The 22,218-nt window shown below is 62.4% G+C and carries 16 protein-coding genes; 3 read left to right on the top strand and 13 right to left on the bottom strand.

The genetic code is table 11. From position 1 onward, the window contains the following. The first annotated feature begins 7 nt into the window (after nucleotides 1-7). Nucleotides 8-3,238, top strand: coding sequence for a DUF6519 domain-containing protein (locus U4Y90_RS19075; RefSeq protein ID WP_321796803.1), 3,231 nt, complete (start codon nucleotides 8-10; stop codon nucleotides 3,236-3,238). Between the two features lie 17 nt (nucleotides 3,239-3,255). Beyond that, a complete protein-coding gene (locus U4Y90_RS19070; RefSeq protein WP_321796802.1) occupies nucleotides 3,256-3,762 on the top strand; it encodes a hypothetical protein in 507 nt (168 codons plus the stop codon). Between the two features lie 25 nt (nucleotides 3,763-3,787). Here U4Y90_RS19070 and U4Y90_RS19065 read toward each other — a convergent pair whose 3' ends face one another. The 8 genes from U4Y90_RS19065 to U4Y90_RS19030 all read right to left on the bottom strand — a co-directional run bounded on the left by U4Y90_RS19065 (nucleotide 3,788) and on the right by U4Y90_RS19030 (nucleotide 12,607). Beyond that, nucleotides 3,788-4,696 carry a LysR substrate-binding domain-containing protein gene (locus tag U4Y90_RS19065; RefSeq protein WP_321796800.1) on the bottom strand — a complete coding sequence of 303 codons (909 nt, stop codon included), beginning with the start codon at nucleotides 4,694-4,696 and terminating at the stop codon, nucleotides 3,788-3,790. Between the two features lie 56 nt (nucleotides 4,697-4,752). Continuing rightward, nucleotides 4,753-5,424, bottom strand: a complete 672-nt coding sequence (locus U4Y90_RS19060; protein ID WP_321796799.1) for a GntR family transcriptional regulator — start codon at nucleotides 5,422-5,424, stop codon at nucleotides 4,753-4,755. Nucleotides 5,425-5,780: 356 nt separating this feature from the next. Next, nucleotides 5,781-6,779, bottom strand: a complete 999-nt coding sequence (locus U4Y90_RS19055) for a PDR/VanB family oxidoreductase (RefSeq protein WP_321796797.1) — start codon at nucleotides 6,777-6,779, stop codon at nucleotides 5,781-5,783. 86 nt (nucleotides 6,780-6,865) lie between these two features. Continuing rightward, nucleotides 6,866-8,413, bottom strand: a complete 1,548-nt coding sequence (locus U4Y90_RS19050) for a Rieske 2Fe-2S domain-containing protein (protein WP_321796796.1) — start codon at nucleotides 8,411-8,413, stop codon at nucleotides 6,866-6,868. Nucleotides 8,414-8,579: 166 nt separating this feature from the next. After that, nucleotides 8,580-9,896, bottom strand: a complete 1,317-nt coding sequence (locus U4Y90_RS19045) for an MFS transporter (protein ID WP_321796794.1) — start codon at nucleotides 9,894-9,896, stop codon at nucleotides 8,580-8,582. A gap of 127 nt (nucleotides 9,897-10,023) precedes the next feature. Beyond that, entirely contained in the window at nucleotides 10,024-10,866 is an 843-nt protein-coding gene (locus U4Y90_RS19040; RefSeq protein ID WP_321796793.1) for a class II aldolase/adducin family protein, read from the bottom strand. A 349-nt stretch (nucleotides 10,867-11,215) separates the two neighbouring features. Next, nucleotides 11,216-12,076 carry an NmrA family NAD(P)-binding protein gene (locus U4Y90_RS19035; protein ID WP_321796792.1) on the bottom strand — a complete coding sequence of 287 codons (861 nt, stop codon included), beginning with the start codon at nucleotides 12,074-12,076 and terminating at the stop codon, nucleotides 11,216-11,218. A gap of 150 nt (nucleotides 12,077-12,226) precedes the next feature. Continuing rightward, a complete protein-coding gene (locus tag U4Y90_RS19030; RefSeq protein ID WP_321796790.1) occupies nucleotides 12,227-12,607 on the bottom strand; it encodes a hypothetical protein in 381 nt (126 codons plus the stop codon). Nucleotides 12,608-12,835: 228 nt separating this feature from the next. Here U4Y90_RS19030 and U4Y90_RS19025 point away from each other — a divergent pair, with 228 nt between their 5' ends. Then, the gene (locus U4Y90_RS19025) at nucleotides 12,836-15,577 is read left to right on the top strand and encodes an MGH1-like glycoside hydrolase domain-containing protein (RefSeq protein ID WP_321796788.1); all 2,742 of its coding nucleotides are present in this window, start codon (nucleotides 12,836-12,838) and stop codon (nucleotides 15,575-15,577) included. Between the two features lie 3 nt (nucleotides 15,578-15,580). Here U4Y90_RS19025 and U4Y90_RS19020 read toward each other — a convergent pair whose 3' ends face one another. From U4Y90_RS19020 to U4Y90_RS19000, 5 genes are all read right to left on the bottom strand, one after another. After that, entirely contained in the window at nucleotides 15,581-16,771 is a 1,191-nt protein-coding gene (locus U4Y90_RS19020) for a lactonase family protein (RefSeq protein ID WP_321796787.1), read from the bottom strand. A 67-nt stretch (nucleotides 16,772-16,838) separates the two neighbouring features. Further along, nucleotides 16,839-17,783 carry a helix-turn-helix domain-containing protein gene (locus U4Y90_RS19015; RefSeq protein ID WP_321796785.1) on the bottom strand — a complete coding sequence of 315 codons (945 nt, stop codon included), beginning with the start codon at nucleotides 17,781-17,783 and terminating at the stop codon, nucleotides 16,839-16,841. Between the two features lie 154 nt (nucleotides 17,784-17,937). Further along, nucleotides 17,938-18,963, bottom strand: coding sequence for a porin (locus U4Y90_RS19010; protein WP_321796783.1), 1,026 nt, complete (start codon nucleotides 18,961-18,963; stop codon nucleotides 17,938-17,940). A gap of 88 nt (nucleotides 18,964-19,051) precedes the next feature. Further along, nucleotides 19,052-20,035 carry a hypothetical protein gene (locus tag U4Y90_RS19005; RefSeq protein ID WP_321796781.1) on the bottom strand — a complete coding sequence of 328 codons (984 nt, stop codon included), beginning with the start codon at nucleotides 20,033-20,035 and terminating at the stop codon, nucleotides 19,052-19,054. Nucleotides 20,036-20,260: 225 nt separating this feature from the next. After that, nucleotides 20,261-22,132: a hypothetical protein gene (locus U4Y90_RS19000; RefSeq protein WP_321796779.1), complete on the bottom strand. Its 1,872-nt coding sequence runs from the start codon at nucleotides 22,130-22,132 to the stop codon at nucleotides 20,261-20,263. Nucleotides 22,133-22,218: the final 86 nt, after the last annotated feature.

Below are 22,218 nucleotides of genomic sequence, written 5' to 3'. Positions count from 1 at the left end.
AACCATCATGGCAGCCGATTTCTCGCGAGTCCGCCTGGATCCTCTGCTCGACTACGCGGGCGTCGAACTCAAGCAGGGCGGCGTGCTGCTCGACGCCGACGCCAACGAGCTCGTCGGCATCGTCGATCGCCGGCTGCGCGCGCTCGCAAGCGATACGCTCGGGCGCGCCCGGGTGTCGTCGACCACGCCGCAAGCGTTCGGCGTGAGCGTGGCGGCGGGCGCGCTGCAAATCGGCGCGGGGCGCTTTTACGTCGACGGCCTGCTGGCCGAGAACCACGGCGCGGCGAGCGCCGACCCCGCGAAGCGGCGCTTCGACGACCTGCTGGCCGAGCCCGCCTTCACCGATCCGCTCGCCTACGACGTGCAACCGTACTTGCCCGGCGCGCCGGCGCTGCCCGCTTCCGGACGTCATCTCGTCTACCTCGATGTCTGGAATCGCGAAGTCACGCACCTGGAGCAGCCGACGCTCGTCGAAAGCGCCGTCGCGGTGGAGACGAGCTCGCGCCAGCAGACCGTGTGGCAGGTGCGCGTGCTGGCCGACGAGGCCGGCGCCGACGCGACCTGCGCCACGCCCGACGCGGACCTGCCCGGCTGGGCCGCGCTGATCGCGCCGTCCACGGGCGTGCTGAGCACCGGCACCTTCGATGTCGCGCCCGTCGACGATCCTTGCGATCTGCCGCCCACGGGGGGCTATCGCGGACTGGAGAATCAGCTTTATCGCGTGGAGATCCACGATCCGGGCCAGCCGGGCGGCGCGGCCACCTTCAAGTGGTCGCGCGAGAACGCGAGCGTCGGCAGCCGCGTGGCGAGCATGGTGTCGGGCACCGAGCTGGAGCTGGAATCGCTCGGCCGGGACGACGTGCTGCGCTTCAATACCGGCGACTGGGTGGAGATCGTCGACGACGCGCGCGAGTTCTCGCAGGCGCCGGGCGAGATTCGCGCGATCACCGTCACCGACGCGACGCGGCGCATCGTCTTCTCGCCCGCCCTGCCCGCCGCGATGCTGCCCGGCGCTTTCCCGGACAGCCAGTTTCCCAACGAGCGCAACCTCCGCGTGCGGCGCTGGGATCAGAAGGGCAAGGTCTTCAGCGCCGCGGCGGGCGGCAAGCCCGTGCAGGTGCAGGATCTGGATGCGCCGGGCTCGACCGGCGTGATCGAGGTGCCCGCGGCGGGCACCGCGCTGCTGCTGGAAAACGGCATAACGGTGAGCTTCGCCTCGACCGGCGCGAAAGGTTTCCGGTCCGGCGACTGGTGGACTTTCGCCGCGCGCACCGCCGATGCGTCGGTGGAGATTCTCGACCGCGCGCCGCCGCGCGGCATTCACCATCATTACGCGCGGCTCGGCCTGTGGGACCTGGCCGCCGGCGCGGTGACCGACTGCCGCCCCGCCTGGCCGCCCGGCGGCGGCGGACAGAACTGCGGCTGCAGCCGATGCGTCACGCCCGAATCGCATGCCAGCGGCGATCTGACGATCCAGGCGGCCGCCGATCAGGTGAGCGGCACGGGCGGCATCGTCTGCCTGCACGCGGGGCAATACGTGCTGGAGGAGCCGGTGCGCATCAAGGGCGCGAAGTCGGTCCGCATCACCGGGCAGGGACCGGCGACGGTGATCGTCGCGCCGGGCACGGCGTTTCTCATCGAGCGCAGCACGGCCGTCGCCATCGACGAGCTGGCGGTGCTCTCGCTCGGCCGCGCGCCGGCGATCAGCGTGCGGACCATCGTCGGGCTCGCGCTGCGCCGGCTGGCGCTCGCCGTGATCAGCCGCGGCGACTCGCGGATGGCGGCCATCGCGCTCGCGGGCGTGGTGCTCGGCGCGAGCATCATCGACAACGTGCTGCTCGCGCCCGACGGCGTGACCGCGCTCGATTCCGACGATGAGCAAGCGCCCCGCTTCCTGCTGACGGCGGCGTTGCGCATCGACGATAACGTGTTCCTGTGCGCCGGCAGCGCCGTCACGCTCGACGGCCTCGTCGTCCACGCCGGCGACACACGCGTGACGGGCAACCAGATCGTCGGCGCGCGCGAGGTCGGCGTCTCCGCACTGGGCGCGGGACTGCCCGGCAGTTGCCTGCGCGTGAGCGGCAACCAGCTCGACGTGCACGGCGCGGGCATCCGCTGTGCGCCGGACGGTGCGTGGATCGGCGAGAACAAGCTGCGTGCGACGGGCGACGGCAATCGCCCGCCACAAGGCTCAGGCATCGAGCTGGCCGCGGGGCTCGACAAGGGCGGCATCGACGCGGCCCAAGTGGTCGCCAATCAGATCGAAGGTTTCGCCGACGCGGGCATTGCCGTGAGCGCGGCCGTCGCCGATCTGATCGTGAAGCTCAATGTGATCGCGCAGTGCGGCAACGGCATCGTGATGACGGAGTCGGCCCGAGCCGATGCCGTCTCTATCGAGAACAATCATCTGCGCGGCATCGGGCTGCCGGGCAACGCCTCGACGGCGCCGGGCGCGATCGTCGGCATCGGCGTAGTGCGCGCGGCGACGGCGTCGGTCGCCGGCAACACGCTGCGCCAGGTGGGTCTCACGGCCGCCGAAGGCAAGCAGGTCATCGCGGGCATTGCGTCGTTCGGGGTGCAGCGGCCGCGCATCGGCGGCAACGAAATCGCGGAGCTCGGGCCGCCGGGCGACTTCGGCGGCACGGCGGCCGGCATCACCATCCGCGCGCCCTACGAAGAGGCCGAGGCCAGTCGCAATCATGTCGAGCGCGACGCCCGGTTCATCACCGCCGCGAGCGATACCGCGTGGCTCGCGCTCGACATCGACGAGCCGCAGGTCGGCGGCAACGCGCTGCTCTCCCGTCTCGGCCGCTACACCGCGCTGCGCGTGGACGAACGGCGCACGCTGGCGCTCATGGGCAGCAAGGCCTTTCTGTTCAGCGTCGATGCGCCCGTGGACCCGGCGACCGGCGCGGCGCTCGCGCTGCCGGGCGCGAGTGCGTCGGTGCTGGGCAATGTGCTGATCGCGCGCGGCCGCGCTCCGGCGGTCAGCATCGCGGCGAGCGGCGACGTGCTCTTCAACGACAATCGTTGCGAGCTGCGCGGCAAATCCGGCACCGCGGCCGTGCTGCTGAACACGCCGGTGGCCGTCATCAACGCCAACCGCGTGCGCGGCGGCGAGGAATCGATCCGCGTGCTCGATCCGAAGGCGCGCGTCACGGTGATCGGCAACATCACCACGCAGAGCATCGGCGCGCCGCTCACGGCCGAGATGGCGCCGCTCAACCTCATCGGCTGAACCAGGAGGAAACGGATATGCGCGTCATCGTCATCAAGCAGGCGTCCGACCTGAAGACGCTCGCCACCCGGCTCATCGGCAAGAAGGCGGACGGCTCCGCGCTCGAACGCATGAAGGCACTCAATCCGCACGCGGACTTCGAACGCCTCGAACCGGGCACCGTCCTGCTGCTGCCCGATTTGCCCGGTCTGAAAGCGGGCGACAAGGACACGCGCTCCATCACCGGCGATGCGCTCGACAGCTTCGCCAAGGACACCGCCTCGGGCCTCGCAGCCGCCGCGAAACGCGTGGCCGCCGCGGCCGATGCCCTCGCGGCCGATCGCGCGGGCGTCAGCGGCGTGTCGAAGGTCGCCGCCGTGAAGCGGTTGATCGACGGCGATCCGGTGCTGAAGAAGCAACTGGAAGACGCCGGCGCGGCATTCAACCGCGAGCAGAAGGAGCTGAAAGAGGCCGCCGCGCAGATCGAAACGATGCAAAAGCTCGTGGGCGAGGAATGGTCCGCGCTGCGGCAGTTGCTGGAGTGACAGGCGAGCAGGCAGTTACCGCTCTTCAGGGAAAAGCCGCATCGGCTTCGAGCCCGGCCTTTTCCCACAGCCAGCGACGAAAGCATTTGACCTTTTCGACGTTCCTTTCGCTCATTCGATAAGAGAGAAAATGCGTTTCCCGCGCAAGCGGTCGAAAGACATCGCCTCCGAGTTCGATCAGATCACCGCGCGCCAGCTCGCGCTCCGCGAGCCTGACCGACTCGAGCGCGACACCCATGCCGTCCACCGCAGCCGAAAGCACGAGCGCGGCTCTGTCGAAAGAAGGTCTCGGCTGCGCGGGCAGCGGAATGTTGTTCAGCACGAACCACTCGGGCCAGGTTACACGGCTCAACTGCGAGTCGATGAGCGTTGCGGACGCCATGAACGACATGAGCGAGACGTTTTTATCTATCAGCGAGGGCGAGCAAAGCGGAACGATGCGCTCCCGACCCATCGCGATCGTCGTGATGCCGGGCCGCTCCAGCGCGTAGCCGTAAGAAACGGCGATATCGATGTCTTGAAGCTGCGTCAGGTCGATGGCCTCCGCGCTCGATGACAAGCGGATCGTCACGTCGGGATGTTCTCGCATGAACTCGGGAAGTCGCGGGCCGAGCCATTTCGCCGCGAAACTGGGCGCACAGTGGACCACCAGAACTTGCGCTTTCGGGGAAAGCGCCACATCGCCACACGCGGCCTCGATGACATCGAACACTCGGCCGAGACTTTCCTGCAGCCTGAGCGCTTCCTGCGTCAGCTCGACCCGACGGTTCCGTCGATGAAAAAGCTTGCGGCCAAAGTACTCTTCGAGTTCCTTCACCTGATGACTGATCGCGGATTGCGTCAGATGCAATTCCTCGGCAGCGAGCGTGAAGCTCTGCAGCCGAGCCGCCGACTCGAACGCGCGTAGCAGGACAAAATTCGGGATGCGCCTCATCGTTGCACGCTCTCATGGACGTCGAACTCCAGTTCGATGGCATCCGACCTGGAAACCTAGTGTTGACGCGCGAGGACCTCTTCGACTCTCGGGATGAGATTCTCGCGCGCCATCCGGACATGGCGCTCGCTCAGTTCCATCGCCAGCGCCTCGTCGCCATCCGCGATGGCCGACGCGATTGCGGCGTGCTCGTCCCAGATTGTCTTGCGCTGGGTCGACGATTGAAGCACGGCTCCCATGACCCGCCGGAGATGAACCCAATGCGAACGGGCCGTCTCCGCGATCAACGGATTTCCCGACGCGACATAGATGGCGAAATGGAACGCCACATCGGCCTCGATCATGGCGGTCACGTCTCGGCCTTTCGCCACCTTGCGGCCGTTGGTCATGATCTGCGGATCGATTTTCCAGCGCTTCTGCGCGGCGAGTCGCGCCGCGAGAGAGTCGAGCGCCCCTCTGATCTCATAGAGGTGGCCGATCCAACCGGGGTCCAGCGGCGCGACCAGCAGGCCGCGACCCGGTGCGTCGATGACCAGGCCATCCTTCTTGAGCAGACGAAGCGCCTGAAGAACCGGCGAGCGAGAAACGGCGAGTTGCTCGGCGATTTCTTCCTGCGTGATCCGCGTTCCCGGCGAGAGAGATCCATCACTGATCGCGTCCAGCAGAACCCTGTACACCTCATCGACATAGTCGGTGCGCGCCTGAAGCTTGACCAGATTGACGGCCATGATTTCGCTCTTTGGATACTGAATACTCCAGCATATCGCCGCGCCCCAGCACATGCAATAGTGGGTGACATTGCACCTCTTCCATCTCGTCGGAACGAGCGCACGAGACGCTCGTATCGATCCTGAGCCGCGAAGGACGAAGGCTAGTTCCGCGGCTTGTCCGCCAAAGCGTTCGTCGCGATCCACGGCATCATCGATGCGTAGCCGAGCACCCACCATTTCGATCGGATGCTCTGCCAACAAGCGTCGACGTGCCGCCAAAGTCGGCGCGCCCGCGCGATTCTCGAGGATGAAGTCACTGTGAATTGCCCGTCCACGCCGGAGAGAAATGAGGTTCGGTCAGTATGGGTGGAACGTCACAGATCGAGCACCAGTTCTTTACTGGTCGCTCTCGACACGCATGTCGTGAGGTACTCCGCTTTTTCCTCGTCGCTCAGGATGAAGTCGTTGTGTTCGACTTCGCCTTCGAGATAGCGGACCTTGCACGTCGCGCATAGTCCGGCGCAACACGATGTCTCGACCGTAACGCCCGCGGCGCTCAACGCGTCGGCGATACTCTGATCCCGCTGGACAGGAATTTGCTGGCCCGAACTGGCGATCTTCACGATGAAATCGCCAGCGGCGTCAGAAGCCTCTCTTGCGCTGACCGGCCGCGCGGGAGCCTTGAAGTGCTCGAAATGAACGGTGCCCGCAGGCCAATGCGCGGACGCGTCCGCGCACGCTTTCATGAAACCACCGGGGCCGCAGTAGTACACGTGCGTACCGGAGCTCGGCTCGATCAATAAGCGGCCGATATCGAGGCCCGCTCCCGGTTGACCGCCGTCGAAGTGATAGTGGAGCTTCCCGCGATCTCTCAGCGCTTCGAGTTCCGCCGTGAACGCCGCATACGCAAACTCCTTCGCGCAATAGTGCATCTCGAAGTCGATGCCGCTCGCCTCGAGTTCGTGAGCCATCGCCTTCAATGGCGTGACGCCGATACCGCCCGCGATGAGGATGACCTTCTTCGCATCCTGAATCAGATGGAAATGATTGCGTGGCTCGCTGATCTTCACGATATCCTGGACGCGGATCTTGTCGTGAACGGCTTTCGAGCCGCCGCGCCCGCTCTCGTCGCGCAACACCGCGATGACATAGCGCTTGCGATCACTCGGAGCATTGCACAGCGAATATTGCCGGATCAGCCCATCGCCGACATAGATATCGATGTGAGCGCCTGCGTCGAACGGCGGCAGATCCTCGCCTTCAGGGTCAACCAGTTCGTAAGAGTTGATTCCTTTTCCCTCAAACCGGATTTGCTTGACCAAGAGCTTCAGCGTCGTCTTCGTGGGATTCGGCTCTTCCAATACGGTGTCCATTTCTGTTCCTGTCTGCTGCTGTCAATGAAGCTGAGGTTCGACCGAGCGGGCGAGGACGGGGCCAATCCGCTCGGCCCGTGACTGCTTTACCCCTTGATCGATTGCTCCATCTCCTCCAACTTCGCGCGCACGAAGTCGGCACGCTCCTGCCCCTTCAGATTCAGGCTTTCGCTTTCGGCAAGAATGGCGACGACCTTTTTGGTCACGGCGCGGCGTTGCACGACCTCGTCCTCGACCGTTGCGGCAATCGGAATGTCGAAAACGTTGCCGGTACAGAAGCTGTTCGGCGCACCCGCGTGTTCCTTGAACCATTCAGCAAACCCGTGCGCCGACGCGGCGGCATTGGTCCCGCGCACGGCATCGCGAAGCAGCTTGCGGAACTGGTAGACGCCCGCGTCGAATTTGGTCGGGTTCTCGAGCGCGTGCACGGCGATGGAACGTTGACTGATGATCGCCTCGTAGTCGCCCGGCGCGTGCTGTGCATCCTTATAGTTCGCACGCTCGCGATGGTTCGCGGGAATCGGAACAAGGTCGTCGATCGTGTACTTGCCGAAGCGCTCGGGACGACGCATCGCAACCTGGCCATCGAGGAAGTCGATGCTCTCGTAACCGACCAGCTCTTTCTTGCCGATGCCGCGTGTGTCGATGCCGGGGCCCATCACGCGCCATCCGATCATCTTGCTGTTCTCATCGTCGACGGGGACGGTCCAGCGAATGATGTGGAAGCGGCTGAACAACTTCTTCTTTTTACCGTCTTCGGACGTGTAGGCATGGAGGCTCAGATTCGGCAATACCTGATGCTGCACGCGCACGAAAAGCCGATCGTCATCGACACGGCGCGCGCCAGCGCAGGCCAGGCTTCGGCCTCCTTGCACCGGAACGAATTGCATGTCCGGTGCAACTTCCATCGACGCTGCGCCGACTTCGTCGAAGGTCGTCTCCTGGTACTTTCCGTTCACCACGTTCTTCGCTGCGTGCAGTGCGGTGGGATGGAAGTTATCCGCTGCGTTGTCCTGCACCTGCAGCCAGTTGCAATGCTGGAAGTTGCTGTAGGGAACGAGTTCATCGCCCGGGGCGACCGTGAAATCCCCTTCCCACTCCGGGAAGGGCGGCTCTGCGTCCGGCGGTCCCATATAGGCGAAGACGAGCCCGTTGCGCTCCACGGCCTTGTACGCCCCTTGCTGAATAGAGCACGCGTATCTTTCGGCTTCCTTTTCTTCGCCCTTCGGGAAAGGGACATGCAGGCAGGAGCCGTCCACATCGAACACCATACCGTGGTAGCAGCACTGGATGCCCTTGTCGAGAATCTTGCCGTATTCGAGCGAAGCGCCACGATGCACGCAATGAGCATGCAAGACGCCGACTGCACCGCTGCCATCGCGGAAGGCGACCAGTTCTTCACCCAGGATCTTCAAGAAACGCGGCGTGTCGGTCAGCTCGATCGACATGCACACCGGATGCCAGAAGGCGCGCATGTATTCGCCCATCGGCGTGCCGGGACCTGTCTCCGTCAGTTCGGGATCGTGGCCGGGCACCTTGCTCGCGTAATAGCCGCCATACGGGATCAGCTTCTTCGCCGTCGGGGCGCCGCCGGCGCTTTTCTGACCTTCGACCTTTTCGGACTTGACGCTCATGACCTGCTCCTTTCAAAGTGGGATCTGAGTTCGGCATTCTGTGGTCCGAACTCTGTATACAAAGATTAAGCTCGAAATCGGGCACTGTCTTTATGGGTAAACGCTAGTTCGGGCGCCCCGGGACCGACTTTCAAGAACCGCCGTCTGGGGGTCGCCGCGTGCTCGTTCAGTCGCGCGCTTTCCGGGAAGAATTGACGAGCTTCGCAGGCACGGTGAACACGAGAACGCTCCCGATCATGAGGCTTGCTGCCAGTGCGAGCACGGCGTTGCCAGTCGAGCCTGTCGCGGTTTGCACGAACCCGATCAGCGAAGGGCTGACCACACCCGAAATGCTCCCCACGGAATTCGCCAGGGCGAGTCCCGCCGCAGCAGCGGCGCCGCTGAAAATGGCCGGTGGCAGCACCCAGAATTGCGAGATCGTGGTCATGACGCCCATCGTGCCGACGGTCAGCGCGATCATGGCAAGCGCCGTCGAACCGGCGTACATCACGCTGAAAACCAGTCCCGCGGCGCCGACCAGTCCTGGAATAGCGAGGTGCCAGCGCCGCTCACCGCTCGCGTCGGAGGTTCTGCTGACGAAGATCATCGCAACGACCGCTGCGCCATACGGCACTGCCGTCAGTAACCCGATATTCATCGGGCTGGATACGCCGCTTGCCTTGATCAAGGTCGGCAGCCAGAAGCTGACGCCGTACAGGCCCATCGTGAAAAAGAAGTAGATCGCGCTGAGCAAGAGAATCCTGGGATTGATCAGGCCGTCCCGGACCGAATGCAAACTGTGCTCAGGCGTTTCGTCGTTCAAATTGCGCTCGATCATTTCCTTTTGCGATTCCGTCAGCCAATTGGCATCTTTGACTTTGTCATCGAGATAAAAGAAAGCGATGACGCCAAGAATGACGGTGGGAACGCCTTCCAGCAGGAAAAGCCATTGCCATCCGTTCATGCCGTATGAGCCCGAAAGTCGCGTCATGATCCAGCCAGAAACGGGACCGCCCAATACCCCCGACATCGGAATGCCTGTCAGAAAGAGCGCCGTTACTTTGCTGCGCCGGGAAGCCGGAAACCAGTAAGTCAGATACAAAAGGATTGCCGGAATGAAGCCCGCCTCGGCAACGCCCAGCAAGAATCGCATGATGTAGAAGCTAGTCGGTGTTTCGACGAAAAGCATACATGCGGATAGCGCGCCCCACGTGACCATGATTCGTGCGATCCAGCGCCTTGCGCCTACTCGCAGCAAAAGGAGATTGCTCGGAACTTCGAATAGCAAATAGCCGACGAAGAACACGCTCGCACCGAGTCCATACACTGCGTCGCTGAATCCCAGATCCTTCAGCATTTGCAGCTTCGCAAACGCGACGTTGATCCGATCGAGATAAGCGAACAGGTAGCAGACAAACAGGAACGGCAAAATCCGCCACATGACCTTGCCATACGTGGAAGATTCGTCGCTTGTGAAATAGGCGGCTTGACTGGGGGAACTCATTGTATGTCTCCTGATTTGAAAACCCATGAAAGCGCCGACGCTCATGCGTTCTTTTCGCCTTCACGCTGCTTCAACTGGTATGACGGCTCGGCGAGCAGATCCATTGCCGAGCCGGTCCCTTGCCCATTTAGTCGAACATGTCCGGCTGGGTTGCCACGAGATCGGTCCAGATCGTCTGGAAGTGCAGCCAGCCGATGTAGTCGCTGCCCACATGCTCGCGGCTGTAGCGCGCGCGGTCTTCGGGCACGAGCTTCGGCGCGATGCCGGTCGCGTCGATCATCAGTTGCTGCTGGCAGCAGCGCTCGAGCGCGATGAACCAGAACGCCGCTGAATCGATGCTGTGACGGCTCGCCGTGAGCAGGCCGTGATTCTGGTGGATCGCAGCCTTCACGCCGTTGAACGCGTTTGCGACCTTGTTGCCACCCTTCACTTCGACGGCGACCTTGCCGGCCTCGTCGCCGATCACGATATGGTCTTCGAAGAACGCGCACGCATCCTGCGTGATCGGCGCGAGCGGTTTGCCGAGCGCAGCGAAGGCCGTGCCGTAGGTCGTGTGTGCATGGCACATCGCGACGATATCCCGATGCTGTTCGTGGACCGCCGCGTGCAGAACGAAACCCGCGCGGTTGAGCGCATAGTCCCCTTCGACGACGATGCCCTGATGGTCCGCGCAAATGAGGTTCGACACCTTCACTTGCGAGAAATGCACGGCCATCGGGTTCGTCCAGTAGAGGCTCGGGTATTCCGGATCGCGCACCGTCAAGTGGCCGGCAAAGCCATAGTCGTAGCCCTGGAGCGCAAATGCGCGGCACGCAGCGACCAGACGCTCTTTCAGATACTGGCGATGCTCGGCCACATTTTCGAACTCGGGCACGGTCGGGAAAATCAGGCCCTCTTGATCGGGCTCGTAAATCGAGACCTTGCCGGGCTTGACGATCGACTGCGGCTTTTCAATCACTTCGTTGGACATGGGCTTTTCTCCTATGGCGGTGGTTGGACGACCTCTGCGGAGCGGCTTGGAACCGAGTGACTCCGGGTCGTCGATGGCTGCATATTGAGCGGCACGCCGAGCCCTGACAAACGACAGTTGTTCATTCGCGCATGAACCGGATTTATGGATCAGTGGAAACGATGAGTTCGCGACGCAAAGAATTGACCCCGAGCGCGTATCGAAGTATGGTTTTCGAATTCTGTATACAGCTTGCGGAATGCAATGAGAAAGAATTCCAGAGAAAGCTTCATGCCGCTTGTCGGCGCGCGACCGCGTGGGCTGGGAGCATGCCCACGCGGCCCGACAGGGCGCGTCGCTGAACGACGGATCAACGCGCGGCGAGCTTGCGGATCACATCGACGAGCGGCGTCTTGCCCTTGAGGATATCCTCGCGACGTCCTTCGAAATCGATCCAGCCTTCGTTGAAGCCGTCGAGCATCCGGATACGCGGCATCGGATGCTTCATGCCCTGACTCACGAAAAGGGTTTCCCATGTTTCGCGGGGCACGGCCTGCGCGCGCACCGGCTTGCCGAGCACGGCCGAGAATGCGGCGGCGATATCGTTCGGGCTCGTGCGTTGCTGGCCTTCCAGTTCGACGATGCGCGCACCCGTCCATTCTTCCAGCATGAGTTTCGCCGCGAGTTCGCCGATGTCCTCAGTGGCGATCATCGGAATCGCGCGATCGAGCGGTTGCAGAAACGAATGCAAGATGCCTTCGTCACGCGCCGAATCGACATCCCATGCGCAGTTCTCCATGAACCAGCCCGGGCGCAGGAAGGTGACCGGAATCGATTGCTTGCGAAGCGCTTCTTCCAGCAGCGTGCGCTGCGTCAGAAGATTGATCTGCACGGCTTGTGCGCCGATCGTCGACAGGCATACGATCCTGCGCGGCCTGGCACGCGCGATAGCCGCGACGATCGTCTCGATGACCTCACGCGCTTCCGGAAAGCGCGGCGCGGGATCGAATTCCGGCGGCGGCAGAATGAACACGGCCTCGGCGCCTTCGAAGGCACGCGCAAGCGCATCGGCATCGGTCATGGTCGCGAGCGCGACTTCGCAACCGCGCGCGGACCAGACCATGCCCTTGTTCTCGTCGCGCACGACGGCGCGCACGGGTTTGCCCGCTTTCAGCAACGCATTGGCGAGCGCGCCGCCGACTTGCCCGGTGATTCCAGTGATGACATACATCGTCCGACTCCTTATGCGATTCGTTTGGTTTCGACAGATCGCATGTTAGGACGCGGACTTCCCGGGAAAAATGGCCTGCCGGTTATGGGATTGATGACACCGTGTCATCGATGGTCTCGTCACACATCGACGCAGTGCCTGCACACCGACTCAGTGCCCCGGCCCGTTTTGCTCGACGCAACTGAGCACGAGCGTGCTGTTCACGCCTGCCTCCGGGCTGAGCATCGCCGTGTGAAATTCGCTGTCCGTGCAACGCCAGTCTGCCTGTAGATCCTTCTTGCAAGCCCGCGTCGCGTCACTGATGCGCTTTCGGTTCGGCATGTACTGACACGTATCGAGGCCATCGCATTGACGCGTGAGATCGTGCGTCGCATTGCCGGATTCGGCGCCGCAGTTCGCGCCATACGTTCCCGATACGACCGTGATCGTCCTTGCTTGAGCGCCCGTCATGCCGGCCAGCATGACGATTCCCGCCATCGCGCAAGCGCACCGAAGCATCCTGACGCGCGCGCCGACTTTATTCGCGTTCATGACTCCCCCTTCGAATTCACCCGACAACACGCTCCGATGTCATGACGCATCGCCACCGGAGATCTTCCATCGTACGCTCGCAACGGCCCGATCGCACGTCGCACATCACGTCGAACAATCGCGGTCGTGAATCGCGATTAGCGCCTGATCGCCGCGCTTTTTTCACTTCGCTTATCATCGGGAAACCGCGCATCGAACCCGTTGGATGGCAACCGGACCGGAGGTCGCATGCCACCGCTACGCGCAATCCATCTGCTGCAAACGAAGGAAGGCTCCCGCCTGCATGGTCCCGAGCTGAGCCGCTGGCGCCGCTGGGGGCCGTACCTGAGCGAGCGTCAATGGGGCACGGTCCGCGAGGATTACAGCGAATACGGTACCGCGTGGGACTACTTTCCGCACGACCATGCGCGCAGCCGCATGTATCGCTGGGGCGAGGACGGCATCGCGGGATTCGGCAATGACCCGCTCGACTGGTGCGCGTCGCTCGCACTATGGAACGGGCGCGACCCGATCATCAAGGAACGGCTCTTCGGCCTCACCAACGAGCAAGGCAATCACGGCGAGGATGTGAAGGAGCTGTACTTCTATCTCGACGGCACGCCGACGCATTCGTACATGAAGATGCTGTACAAGTATCCGCACGACGCGTATCCGTATCAGCAACTCATCGACGAGAACAAGCGGCGCGGTCCCGGCGTTCCCGAATACGAAGTGCTCGATACCGGCATCTTCGACAACGATCGTTACTTCGATGTCTGCGTCGAATATGCGAAGCACGCGCCGGATGACATCGTGATGCGCGTATCCGTCGAGAACCGCGCAAACGAGGCTGCGTCGCTCGATGTGCTGCCGCAGTTCTGGGCGCGCAACCGATGGACCTGGTCGAGCAAATGGGGCAAGCCTTCGCTGAAGCTCGAACAGGACGCGAAAGAAGGCGCGCGCGTCATCGCGAACAATCCATCGTACGGCGCGATGATCGTCACCGCATCGGCACAGGCGCCTGTCGAATGGCTCTTCTGCGAGAACGAAACGAACGTTCGTCGCATCTTCGGTATCGAAGGCGCAGGGCCGTTCAAGGACGGCTTCAACGACTATCTCGTCGAAGGCGACGAACAGGCGATCCGGCGCGATCATGGCACGCGGTGCGCCGCGCGTGTGCATCTGCGGCTAGGCGCGCACGAACGCGCAGTGATGTATCTGCGCTGGCGTCCGGCGTCGGTTTCGAACGATCCGCCGCTCGACATGGCGCAACTGTTCGCGACGCGCGAAGCGGAGGCCGACGAGTTCTACGCGACACTGCAACACGACATCGACGATGCCGACGCCCGACTCGTGCAGCGCCAGGCGCTCGCCGGCATGCTCTGGACGAAGCAGTACTACCAGTTCGACGTGACGCGCTGGCACGACGGCGATCCCGGCCTGCCCACGCCGCCTCACGGGCGCCGTCACGGCCGCAACGCGGACTGGCGACACATGTGCAACGGCGACATCGTGTCGATGCCGGACAAATGGGAGTATCCGTGGTACGCGTCGTGGGACCTCGCGTTTCATGCGGTCGCATTCGCGACCATCGATCCGGACTTCGCGAAGAAGCAGTTGCTGCTGCTCGTGAAAGAACGCTACATGCATCCGAACGGACAATTGCCCGCATACGAATGGGCTTTCGGCGATGCGAATCCGCCCGTTCATGCATGGGCGACGTGGCGCGTGTTCGAGCTCGATCGGGAGATGACCGGGATCGGCGATCACGCATTTCTCGAAGTGATGTTTCACAAGCTTCTGCTCAACTTCGCGTGGTGGGTCAACCGCAAGGACGCCGACGATCGCAACATCTTTCAGGGCGGCTTTCTCGGGCTCGACAACATCGGCATCTTCGACCGGTCTCAGCCGCTGCCGACCGGTGGACGCATCGATCAGGCCGACGGCACCGCATGGATGGCGTCGTACGCGCTCGACCTCATGCAGATCGGCCTCGAACTCGCGATGACGAACGAAAGCTATGTCGAGATCGCGGTGAAATTCTTCGAGCACTTCCTGTATATCGCGGAAGCCGTGAGTTGCGGCGAAGTCTGCAATACCGGCCTATGGGACGGCAGCGACGAATTCTTCTATGACGTGCTGCATCTGCCCAACGGCACGCGCGTGCCCATGCGCATCCGGTCGATGGTCGGGCTCATTCCGCTGTTCGCCGTGCATGTGCTCGAAGAGCGCGTGTACGGCGATCTGCCCGGACTGCGTGAACGCCTCGTGTGGTTTCTCGATCATCGGCCGAACCTCGCAAAGCTCGTGTCGCGCTGGACCGAACCCGGCAAAGGCAATACCACGTTGCTTTCTCTTTTGCGCGGACATCGCATGAAGGCGCTTTTGCGCCGCACGCTCGACCAGGCCGAGTTTCTGTCCGAATACGGCGTGCGCGCACTGTCCCGCGTGCATTGCGACAAGCCTTATATCTTCGATCACGATGGCGTGAATGTCTGCATCCGCTACCTTCCAGCGGAATCGGACTCGCGTGTGTTCGGCGGCAATTCGAACTGGCGCGGTCCGATCTGGATGCCGGTCAATTACTTGCTGATCGAGTCGCTCTACGAATTTCATCGCTACTACGGCGACGATTTCCGCGTCGAGCATCCGACGGGATCGGGCAACATGCATTCGCTGAGCGAAATCGCGGATGATCTTTCACGGCGCATCGGCACGCTCTTTCTGAAAGACGCCGAAGGCAAGCGTCCCGTGATGGCCGCGTATCCGATGCTGCAAGCCGATCCGCGCTCGCAGGATCTGATTCTCTTTCACGAGTACTTTCATGGCGACAACGGGCGCGGCGTCGGCGCTTCGCATCAGACGGGATGGAGCGGACTCGTCGCACTGCTGTTGCAGCCGCGCTTGATGAAGCTGTCGCACGTGGGCCCCGAAGCGCCCGTCATGGCCGTGCGCCTGAACGACGAGGTGAGCGCGGCGATGGGCCGCTAACGCTCATCGCACGAACGCGATGCTCACCGGGGACGCGATATCGGCGGATTGTCCGGCGCCCGACAGCATGCCCGACGCCTGATCGATGCCGAACACGATGACTTTGCCGTCGCGCTGATTCGCGACGATCATCCATTTTCCCGAGGCATCGATCGCGAATCCCCACGGCTTGTCACCGCCCGAAGACACGCGCTGAAGCTCCGCGAGTTCGCCTGAATCCGCATCGACGCGATAGGCGATCAACACATTCTCCGCGCGGTTCGCGACATACACGAAGCGCGCGTCGTGGCTCATCGCGATCTCCGCGCCGCTCTTCACGCCCTGAAATGCCGCGCTCGTGATCGGTAGCGTCTGCATGAGCGTCAAACGCCCTTGCGATGCGTCCCAGCGAAACATCATCACCTGTGCCGATAGCTCGGTGATCAGATAAGCAAAGCGCCCGTTTGCGGAGAAAACGATATGACGAGGCCCGCTGCCCGGAGGCGCGATAAACGAATTCTCCGGGTCTTGAGCGGACAACGCCCGAGTCGCGCGATCGAATCGATATACGAACACGCGATCCGCGCCGAAGTCAGGGACCAGCACATAACGTCCGGATGGATCGACCACGGCATTGTGCGCATGCGCGCTCGCCTGCCGCCGGTTCGGACCGGAGCCGGTCTCCGTGACCGTCGATACGAGCGCGGTCGGATTTCCATCGGCATCGATCGCGACGCTCGATACGGACCCGCTGCCGTAGTTCGCCGCGAGCACGGTCATCGAAGGCATGTCGATATGCAGATTCGTCGTGCCCGTGCCTTCGGTCGCGATTGCGTTCATTCGCGTCAACGCGCCCGATGCGCGATCCACCGCGTAGGCAAGGACGCTTCCCTCTCTCGCGTTATCGTCGTCGACTGCGTAGAGCACGGGTTGTTGAGGATGAGCCTCGACCCATGTGGGGCGCAGGCCGTCGGCGACCGGTCCGATGTTCGTGAGCTTGCCTGTGGACGTATCGAGGCGCAGCGCATGAATGTGCCGCTCCTGCGAGCCTATATAGACGAGTTCCGATTGCGCAACGTTCGATGACGGGCTCGCGCACGCTGCAAGCAACGAAAGCACGAAGAGCACGAGGAGCACGAAGAGCGCCGTCAGTCCGATTCCATGCCGCGAGCGAATCATATGCGAATAGCTTTGCGCCGTTGAAAGTATGGGCAAAGCGTATTCGATTCGCCGATCCGCGTCCCTGCACGAAACGTCGATTCACCGGGACTTTTCGACTCCGTCACTGCGCGGACGCTCTGCGCTGCGGCTGTTGCCTTGCGCAAGCACGGAACTGGCTCGGCGCCTGCCCCACTTCCCTGCGGAAAAACCGCGTGAAATACGCGGCATCCGCGAAACCGAGGCCGAATGCGATCTGCTCGACGGACATGTCGCCGAAGATCAGATTGCGCTTCGCCTCGGTGATGATGCGCGCGTGAATCATCTTCGTCGGGCTTTGCTCTGCGGCGGACGCGCATGCTGCGCGCAGTTGCACGAGCGACACCGCCATCTTCGACGCATAGTCCTGCAGCGCCAGATTCTCGCGGAAATGCTCGTCGATCAGCTTGCGGAAACGCTCGACCAGACGAATATCGTTGCGCGAGCCGCTCTCTCCGCCCGTTTCGTCGAGACGCGTTGCGCGAACCAGTTTGAGCAGCAGCGTTGTGAGCAACGCTTCGATGCCCACGACATGACCGACCGCATCGGACTCGATTTCCTTCTTGAGGTTCTGGATCAGGTCGCAGAACGCATCGCCCGCATCGGCGGAATCCGTGAAAGGAATGACGCGGGGCGCTGCCCACAACGCGATGAATTCATGGAGCCTGGCGTTGACTTGCGCCAGATAAGACACCTCGATCGTCACGACCCAGCGGTCGACGTCGAGCTCGTAGTCCAGGCCGTGCACGCATTCCGTCGGCAACAACAACGCGCAAGGCCCATCGAACGGCACGTTGCTGCCTTCGAGATTGATCACGCCGCGCCCGCTGCGCACGAAAATAAGCTGACCGTATGCGGGATGCGCGTGCGGCTCCGTGCGCCAGCGTCCGCGATCGGTGACATGCCCGACGTGCACGAACCAGTGCTCCTTCTCCGGGCGCTCCACGTACAGGCGTACTTTCGGAACCGTTGCAAACTTTTCTTTGGCACCCGCTTTGGGTTGATGCTTTGCCGAGGCACCGTGTGTCATGAAGTCTCCTTGGCGGCCGCGGCTAACAAAGGCGGCCGTCATTTCCATTCCGGCCGCCTCATCATAACCCGCAAGGAGAGTCACGGAAATGACTCTTATTTTTCCACATCTTTCCGTGAAGTGCGCCTGCTGCTAACCCGGACGATCGTGCGGATCAGAAGCGATGCACCATGCCCACGATGGCCCCGCGCGCGTCGGCGCCCGGTGCTACTGCGAGGCCCGTGTAGCCGGTTCCGTTCAATGTGAAGCGCGCCTGATTGCGATTCTGGATGAAGCCCGCGGAGCCGTACAAGGTCGTGCGCTTGGACAGGGAATACGAATAAGTCACGCCCACTTGCTGCGCGTTGTTTCCTTGTCCCAGCCGGTCGTGCGCATAACCGTACATGAACGAAAGCTGATCGGCGGGTGTGAACGAGTACGATGCCGATGCTTCGTAGACGTCGCGCTTCACGCTTTCATCGGTCTGACGTTCCGTGTGATACGCGAGATAGAATCGCGCCGCGCCGACACCGACCGATGCGCCTGCATTGAACAGCTTCAGTATCGACGTTCCGGCAGCGTTCGCCGCCTGCTCGTAACCGGCAGCGGCACGAAAAGGTCCGTTCACGTAGCGCACGGCCGCGTTATAGAACTGCAAGCCGTTCGTCGGCGTGGTCGTCGAATCGCGCATCGCGACCATGAATTGCGCGCTCAGACCATAAGCCGTCGGCGTGAAATAGGAAATCGCATTGTTCACGCGCACGGTCAGGCTGTTGAAGTTATTCATCGGCGAACCGATGCTCATCACCGCGACCGGATCGAGCTCCGGATTGATGAACACGTATTGCGGCGTGTTCTGCAAGCCGAAGCGCGCCTCGCCGAATGCACCGGACAAGCCCACCCAGGCCTGGCGATTGAACGCAGCGGTCGCATTGGATGCCGCGCCGGTCACGCCGGAAAAGCCCTGTTCCAGCTGGAAGTTGATTCGCAGTCCGCCGCCGATATCCTCGCTTCCCTTGAAGCCGTAACGGCTCGCGAACAATCCGCCGGACACGGCGCGCAGCACATTTCCGCCGGTGGCATTTCTATATTCGATGCCGTTATCGATAATGCCGTACAACGTCACTGACGACTGCGCGTGTGCGGCATTCAAACCGCACAGGCAAGCGACGCCCGTCAGCGCGAGGCGCATCCCTTTCATCGAGTCTCCTGTCGTTCTATTTTTTGAGGCTGCGGCAGTCACGCCAAAAGACTCGCCGATGAACGCCGGCGAGATCCGTCGCGGCGCTTCAGAAGTGGATTTCGGCCATCAGCATCGGCGCGGACGTGATCGTGCTGACCGCAGCGCTCGTCGGCGTGCCGTACATGTGATGCCAGTACTCATAGCCGACGCCCGCATACACGGTTCGCGGATGGCCGGCGAACGAGCCGAGGTCCGCGAGCAGCGACATGCGCGTGAGGAACTCCGTCTGCGTCTCCACGCCGAAACCGTCCTTGCCCTTCGGACCGGTCACGCTGGCGAAGCCGCGGAAGATGAACGGCATGGGGCCGAGCCTGAACGGAAAGAGCCACGAACTCTCGATGTGCCACGCGGTATTGAAGCGAACGTCCACGCCCGCGATGCCGTTGTGATTGCTTTCCGTTCTGAGGCCCGCCGTGACGTTCCAGAAGCCGTGCGGCACCGAGAATTCGATCGTCGGACCGAACACGAACATGCGCGCGCGCTGCGCGAACGCGTCGTTCTTGGTGCCGAATTCATAGCCCGCCGTGACGCCATAGTCGCGAATGAAGCCATAGCCGACGTAGCGCCCGAGTATCTTCGACGCGCTCAGCTCGACGCGGCCCACGCTGTACACTTCCTGCGCACCGCCCGACGAAGGACCGCCCGCTTCCGGATTCGCGTCGTTCGATACGAGGTAATCGACGTTGAATGCGTAGCTGCCGAAGCGGAAACCGCCGGTCGTCGTCAGATAGCCGATGTTCTGCGTCACCTTGTCGGGCACGCCCGGATAGTGGAAGTTGCTGCCGTAGCGATAGCCGATATACGTGTCGTTCCACGTCACCGGCGGTTCACCGAACTCCTCCGCCGATTTGAGGCTCGGCGCGCTGAGCGGCGCGTCCGCGCCCGGCTGGATCGTCTGCGTTTCCTTCGCGGGCGTCGGCGTCGAAGTGTTGGGCGCCGTAAAGACTTCCGCGTGGGCGAACTCGCTGAAACAGCAAACAATGGCCGCGCCGAGAAGCGGCTTGCGCAAAGCTACCGATATCTTTTTCATGTCTCCGTCCATGGTGTTTTAATTCCGCGCCGCTGACGTTTGGCTTTTTGTGTGGCGGTGCTAATGAATGTTATTGAAATCGGGACGGTTAGCCTTTACACAAAAGTCATATTCGCTGGCATTTTTCGCTGGCATTTTTCGCTGATACGCCGCACTGCGCAGCCGCAAATGGAAAGGCGCCGTGCGACAAGCACGGCGCCTTGGTCATCGAGTGAAATCAGTGCGTCAGTTCTTCGGCACGTACATCGGCATCGCTTCTTCCCACAGCGTATCGGTGATCGCATGCTGATCGCTTCCGTCCGCGTTCATCACCCAGTTTTGACCGTCGGGCTGGAAGCTGTTGTCGTAGAGCGCAAGCTCGTCGCGGAAACCGTAAGTGCCCGAGCTATATGCGATGCGGCCGTCCCATGTCCACACCGCGTGTCCCTGATTCGATCCATCCGAAGTCAGCCGCGCGAGACCCGTGCCGTCCGGCTTGATCGTGAACACGTCGTAGTTGAATTTGTTCGGATCGGCCGGATCGATCTGCTTGCGCGTGAATACGATCTTCGTTCCGTCCGGCGACCAGCCCGGCAGGTTATCGGCGTCGGTCGTGAGCACGGTCGTCGTGCGCGTATCGAGATCGAGAATGCGCAAGCCCTGCACCTTCTGACTCCATACGCGATAGACGATCTTTTTCCCATCGGGCGAATAGCTCGGGAAGCCCGCGTTGATGGAGCCGTCGGTCAGGATCTCCGGATGCCCGTTCATGCTGCCATCGGCCCTGATGCGCGCAATGCGGCCCGGACCCGCGCCGCGCGTGAAGAACCAGTCGCCGATGCCGAACGCGACCCACTCGCGATCCGGCGACCACGTCGGCTGGAATGCGCCCGCGAGACCCTTCTTGATCATGACGGCATCGAGACCGCTCGCCGATGCATCGTAAATGCGCGCATAGCCCGAGAAATCGGGATTGACGATCGCGATGGACGAATTGAGCGCCTTCTCCGTGTACACGAGCTTCTTGCGATCCGCCGATAACTGCGGGAACACATCGACGTACTTGTAGTTCCATGCGGGATCGAAGCTGAACAGCGCCGATCCATTCGCACGCGCGGGACGGAACGTCACTTTCTCATAGACCATCCTGGTGCCGTCCGCGGAATAATGCGGCGAGCGGATGCCGGTGTTGCTCGTCGAACGGTAGGCGCCGGCTGTCGTGTAAAGACCTTCGGTATCGCCGCCCTTCACGTGATACGCGACATCGGTCGCATTGAGATATTGCGGGAATACCTTGAAGCCCGGCGTCGAGGTCAATGTGGTTTTGACAAGGCTATCTCTATCCACGGACACGATCTGCGTGCTGACCGAATTGATGCCTTCCGGACGATGCGCGCCCCACGTGGATTCGACCGGCGTTTCATAGAACACGACATGCTTTCCATCCGGCGACCACGCGGGCGAGCCGTCGTCATAGCCGGGATTGCCGGCGATCTTCTTCCAGCCGGTGCCGTCGGGCCGGATCACATAGATGCTGCTTTCCTGCGTGCGCTCCCAACCGACCGGCAAGTTATGACCGCGCCAGTCGGAGCCGATATCCGACGACAACGCGAGCCACTTGCCATCGGGCGACCACGACGGCCGGAAAAAGCCATGCGGCTTCGCCGGATCGAACTTGATCGAGCCGGTGACGTTTTTCAGCGCGCCCGTCGCGATGTTCAGCGTCCAGACATTCGTCGTGCCGAACTCCTGCGCGCCCCTGCGCGATGAAACGAACGCGATGGTGTCCGGATCGGCCGGCGAGAAGACGGCGGCATCGTCGATTGCGATGTGATCGGTGAGACGCTGCAAGCCCGATCCATCCACCTTAACGCGATAGAGATTCGATTGACCGAGTCCATCGCGCTCCGACGTGAACACGATCCATTGGCCGTCTTTCGAGAAAGACGCATGGTAGTCGAAGCCATCGGTGGGCAGCAGCTTATGCTCGCCCGTGCCGTCCGCATTGGACACATACAGCTCGGACGTCACCGGGCCGACGCGATTGAGCAGCAGATCGCCGGCCTGCGCGGCGTGCGCGCCCGTCGAGATTAAAGCCCATGCGCCCCCGATAGCCATGCAAGCGAGGAGCTTGTCTAAACACGATGCGAATTTCACAGCGAATTGCCTCCAGTCATTATGCGTAGGCGAGCCGCGCCGGGCCG

Origin of the sequence: Caballeronia sp. J97 (assembly GCF_905220305.1) — a bacterium.
Classification (GTDB): domain Bacteria; phylum Pseudomonadota; class Gammaproteobacteria; order Burkholderiales; family Burkholderiaceae; genus Caballeronia.
Note: the sequence above shows the minus strand (reverse complement) of the source record. Positions and strands in the feature narration are given on the sequence as shown.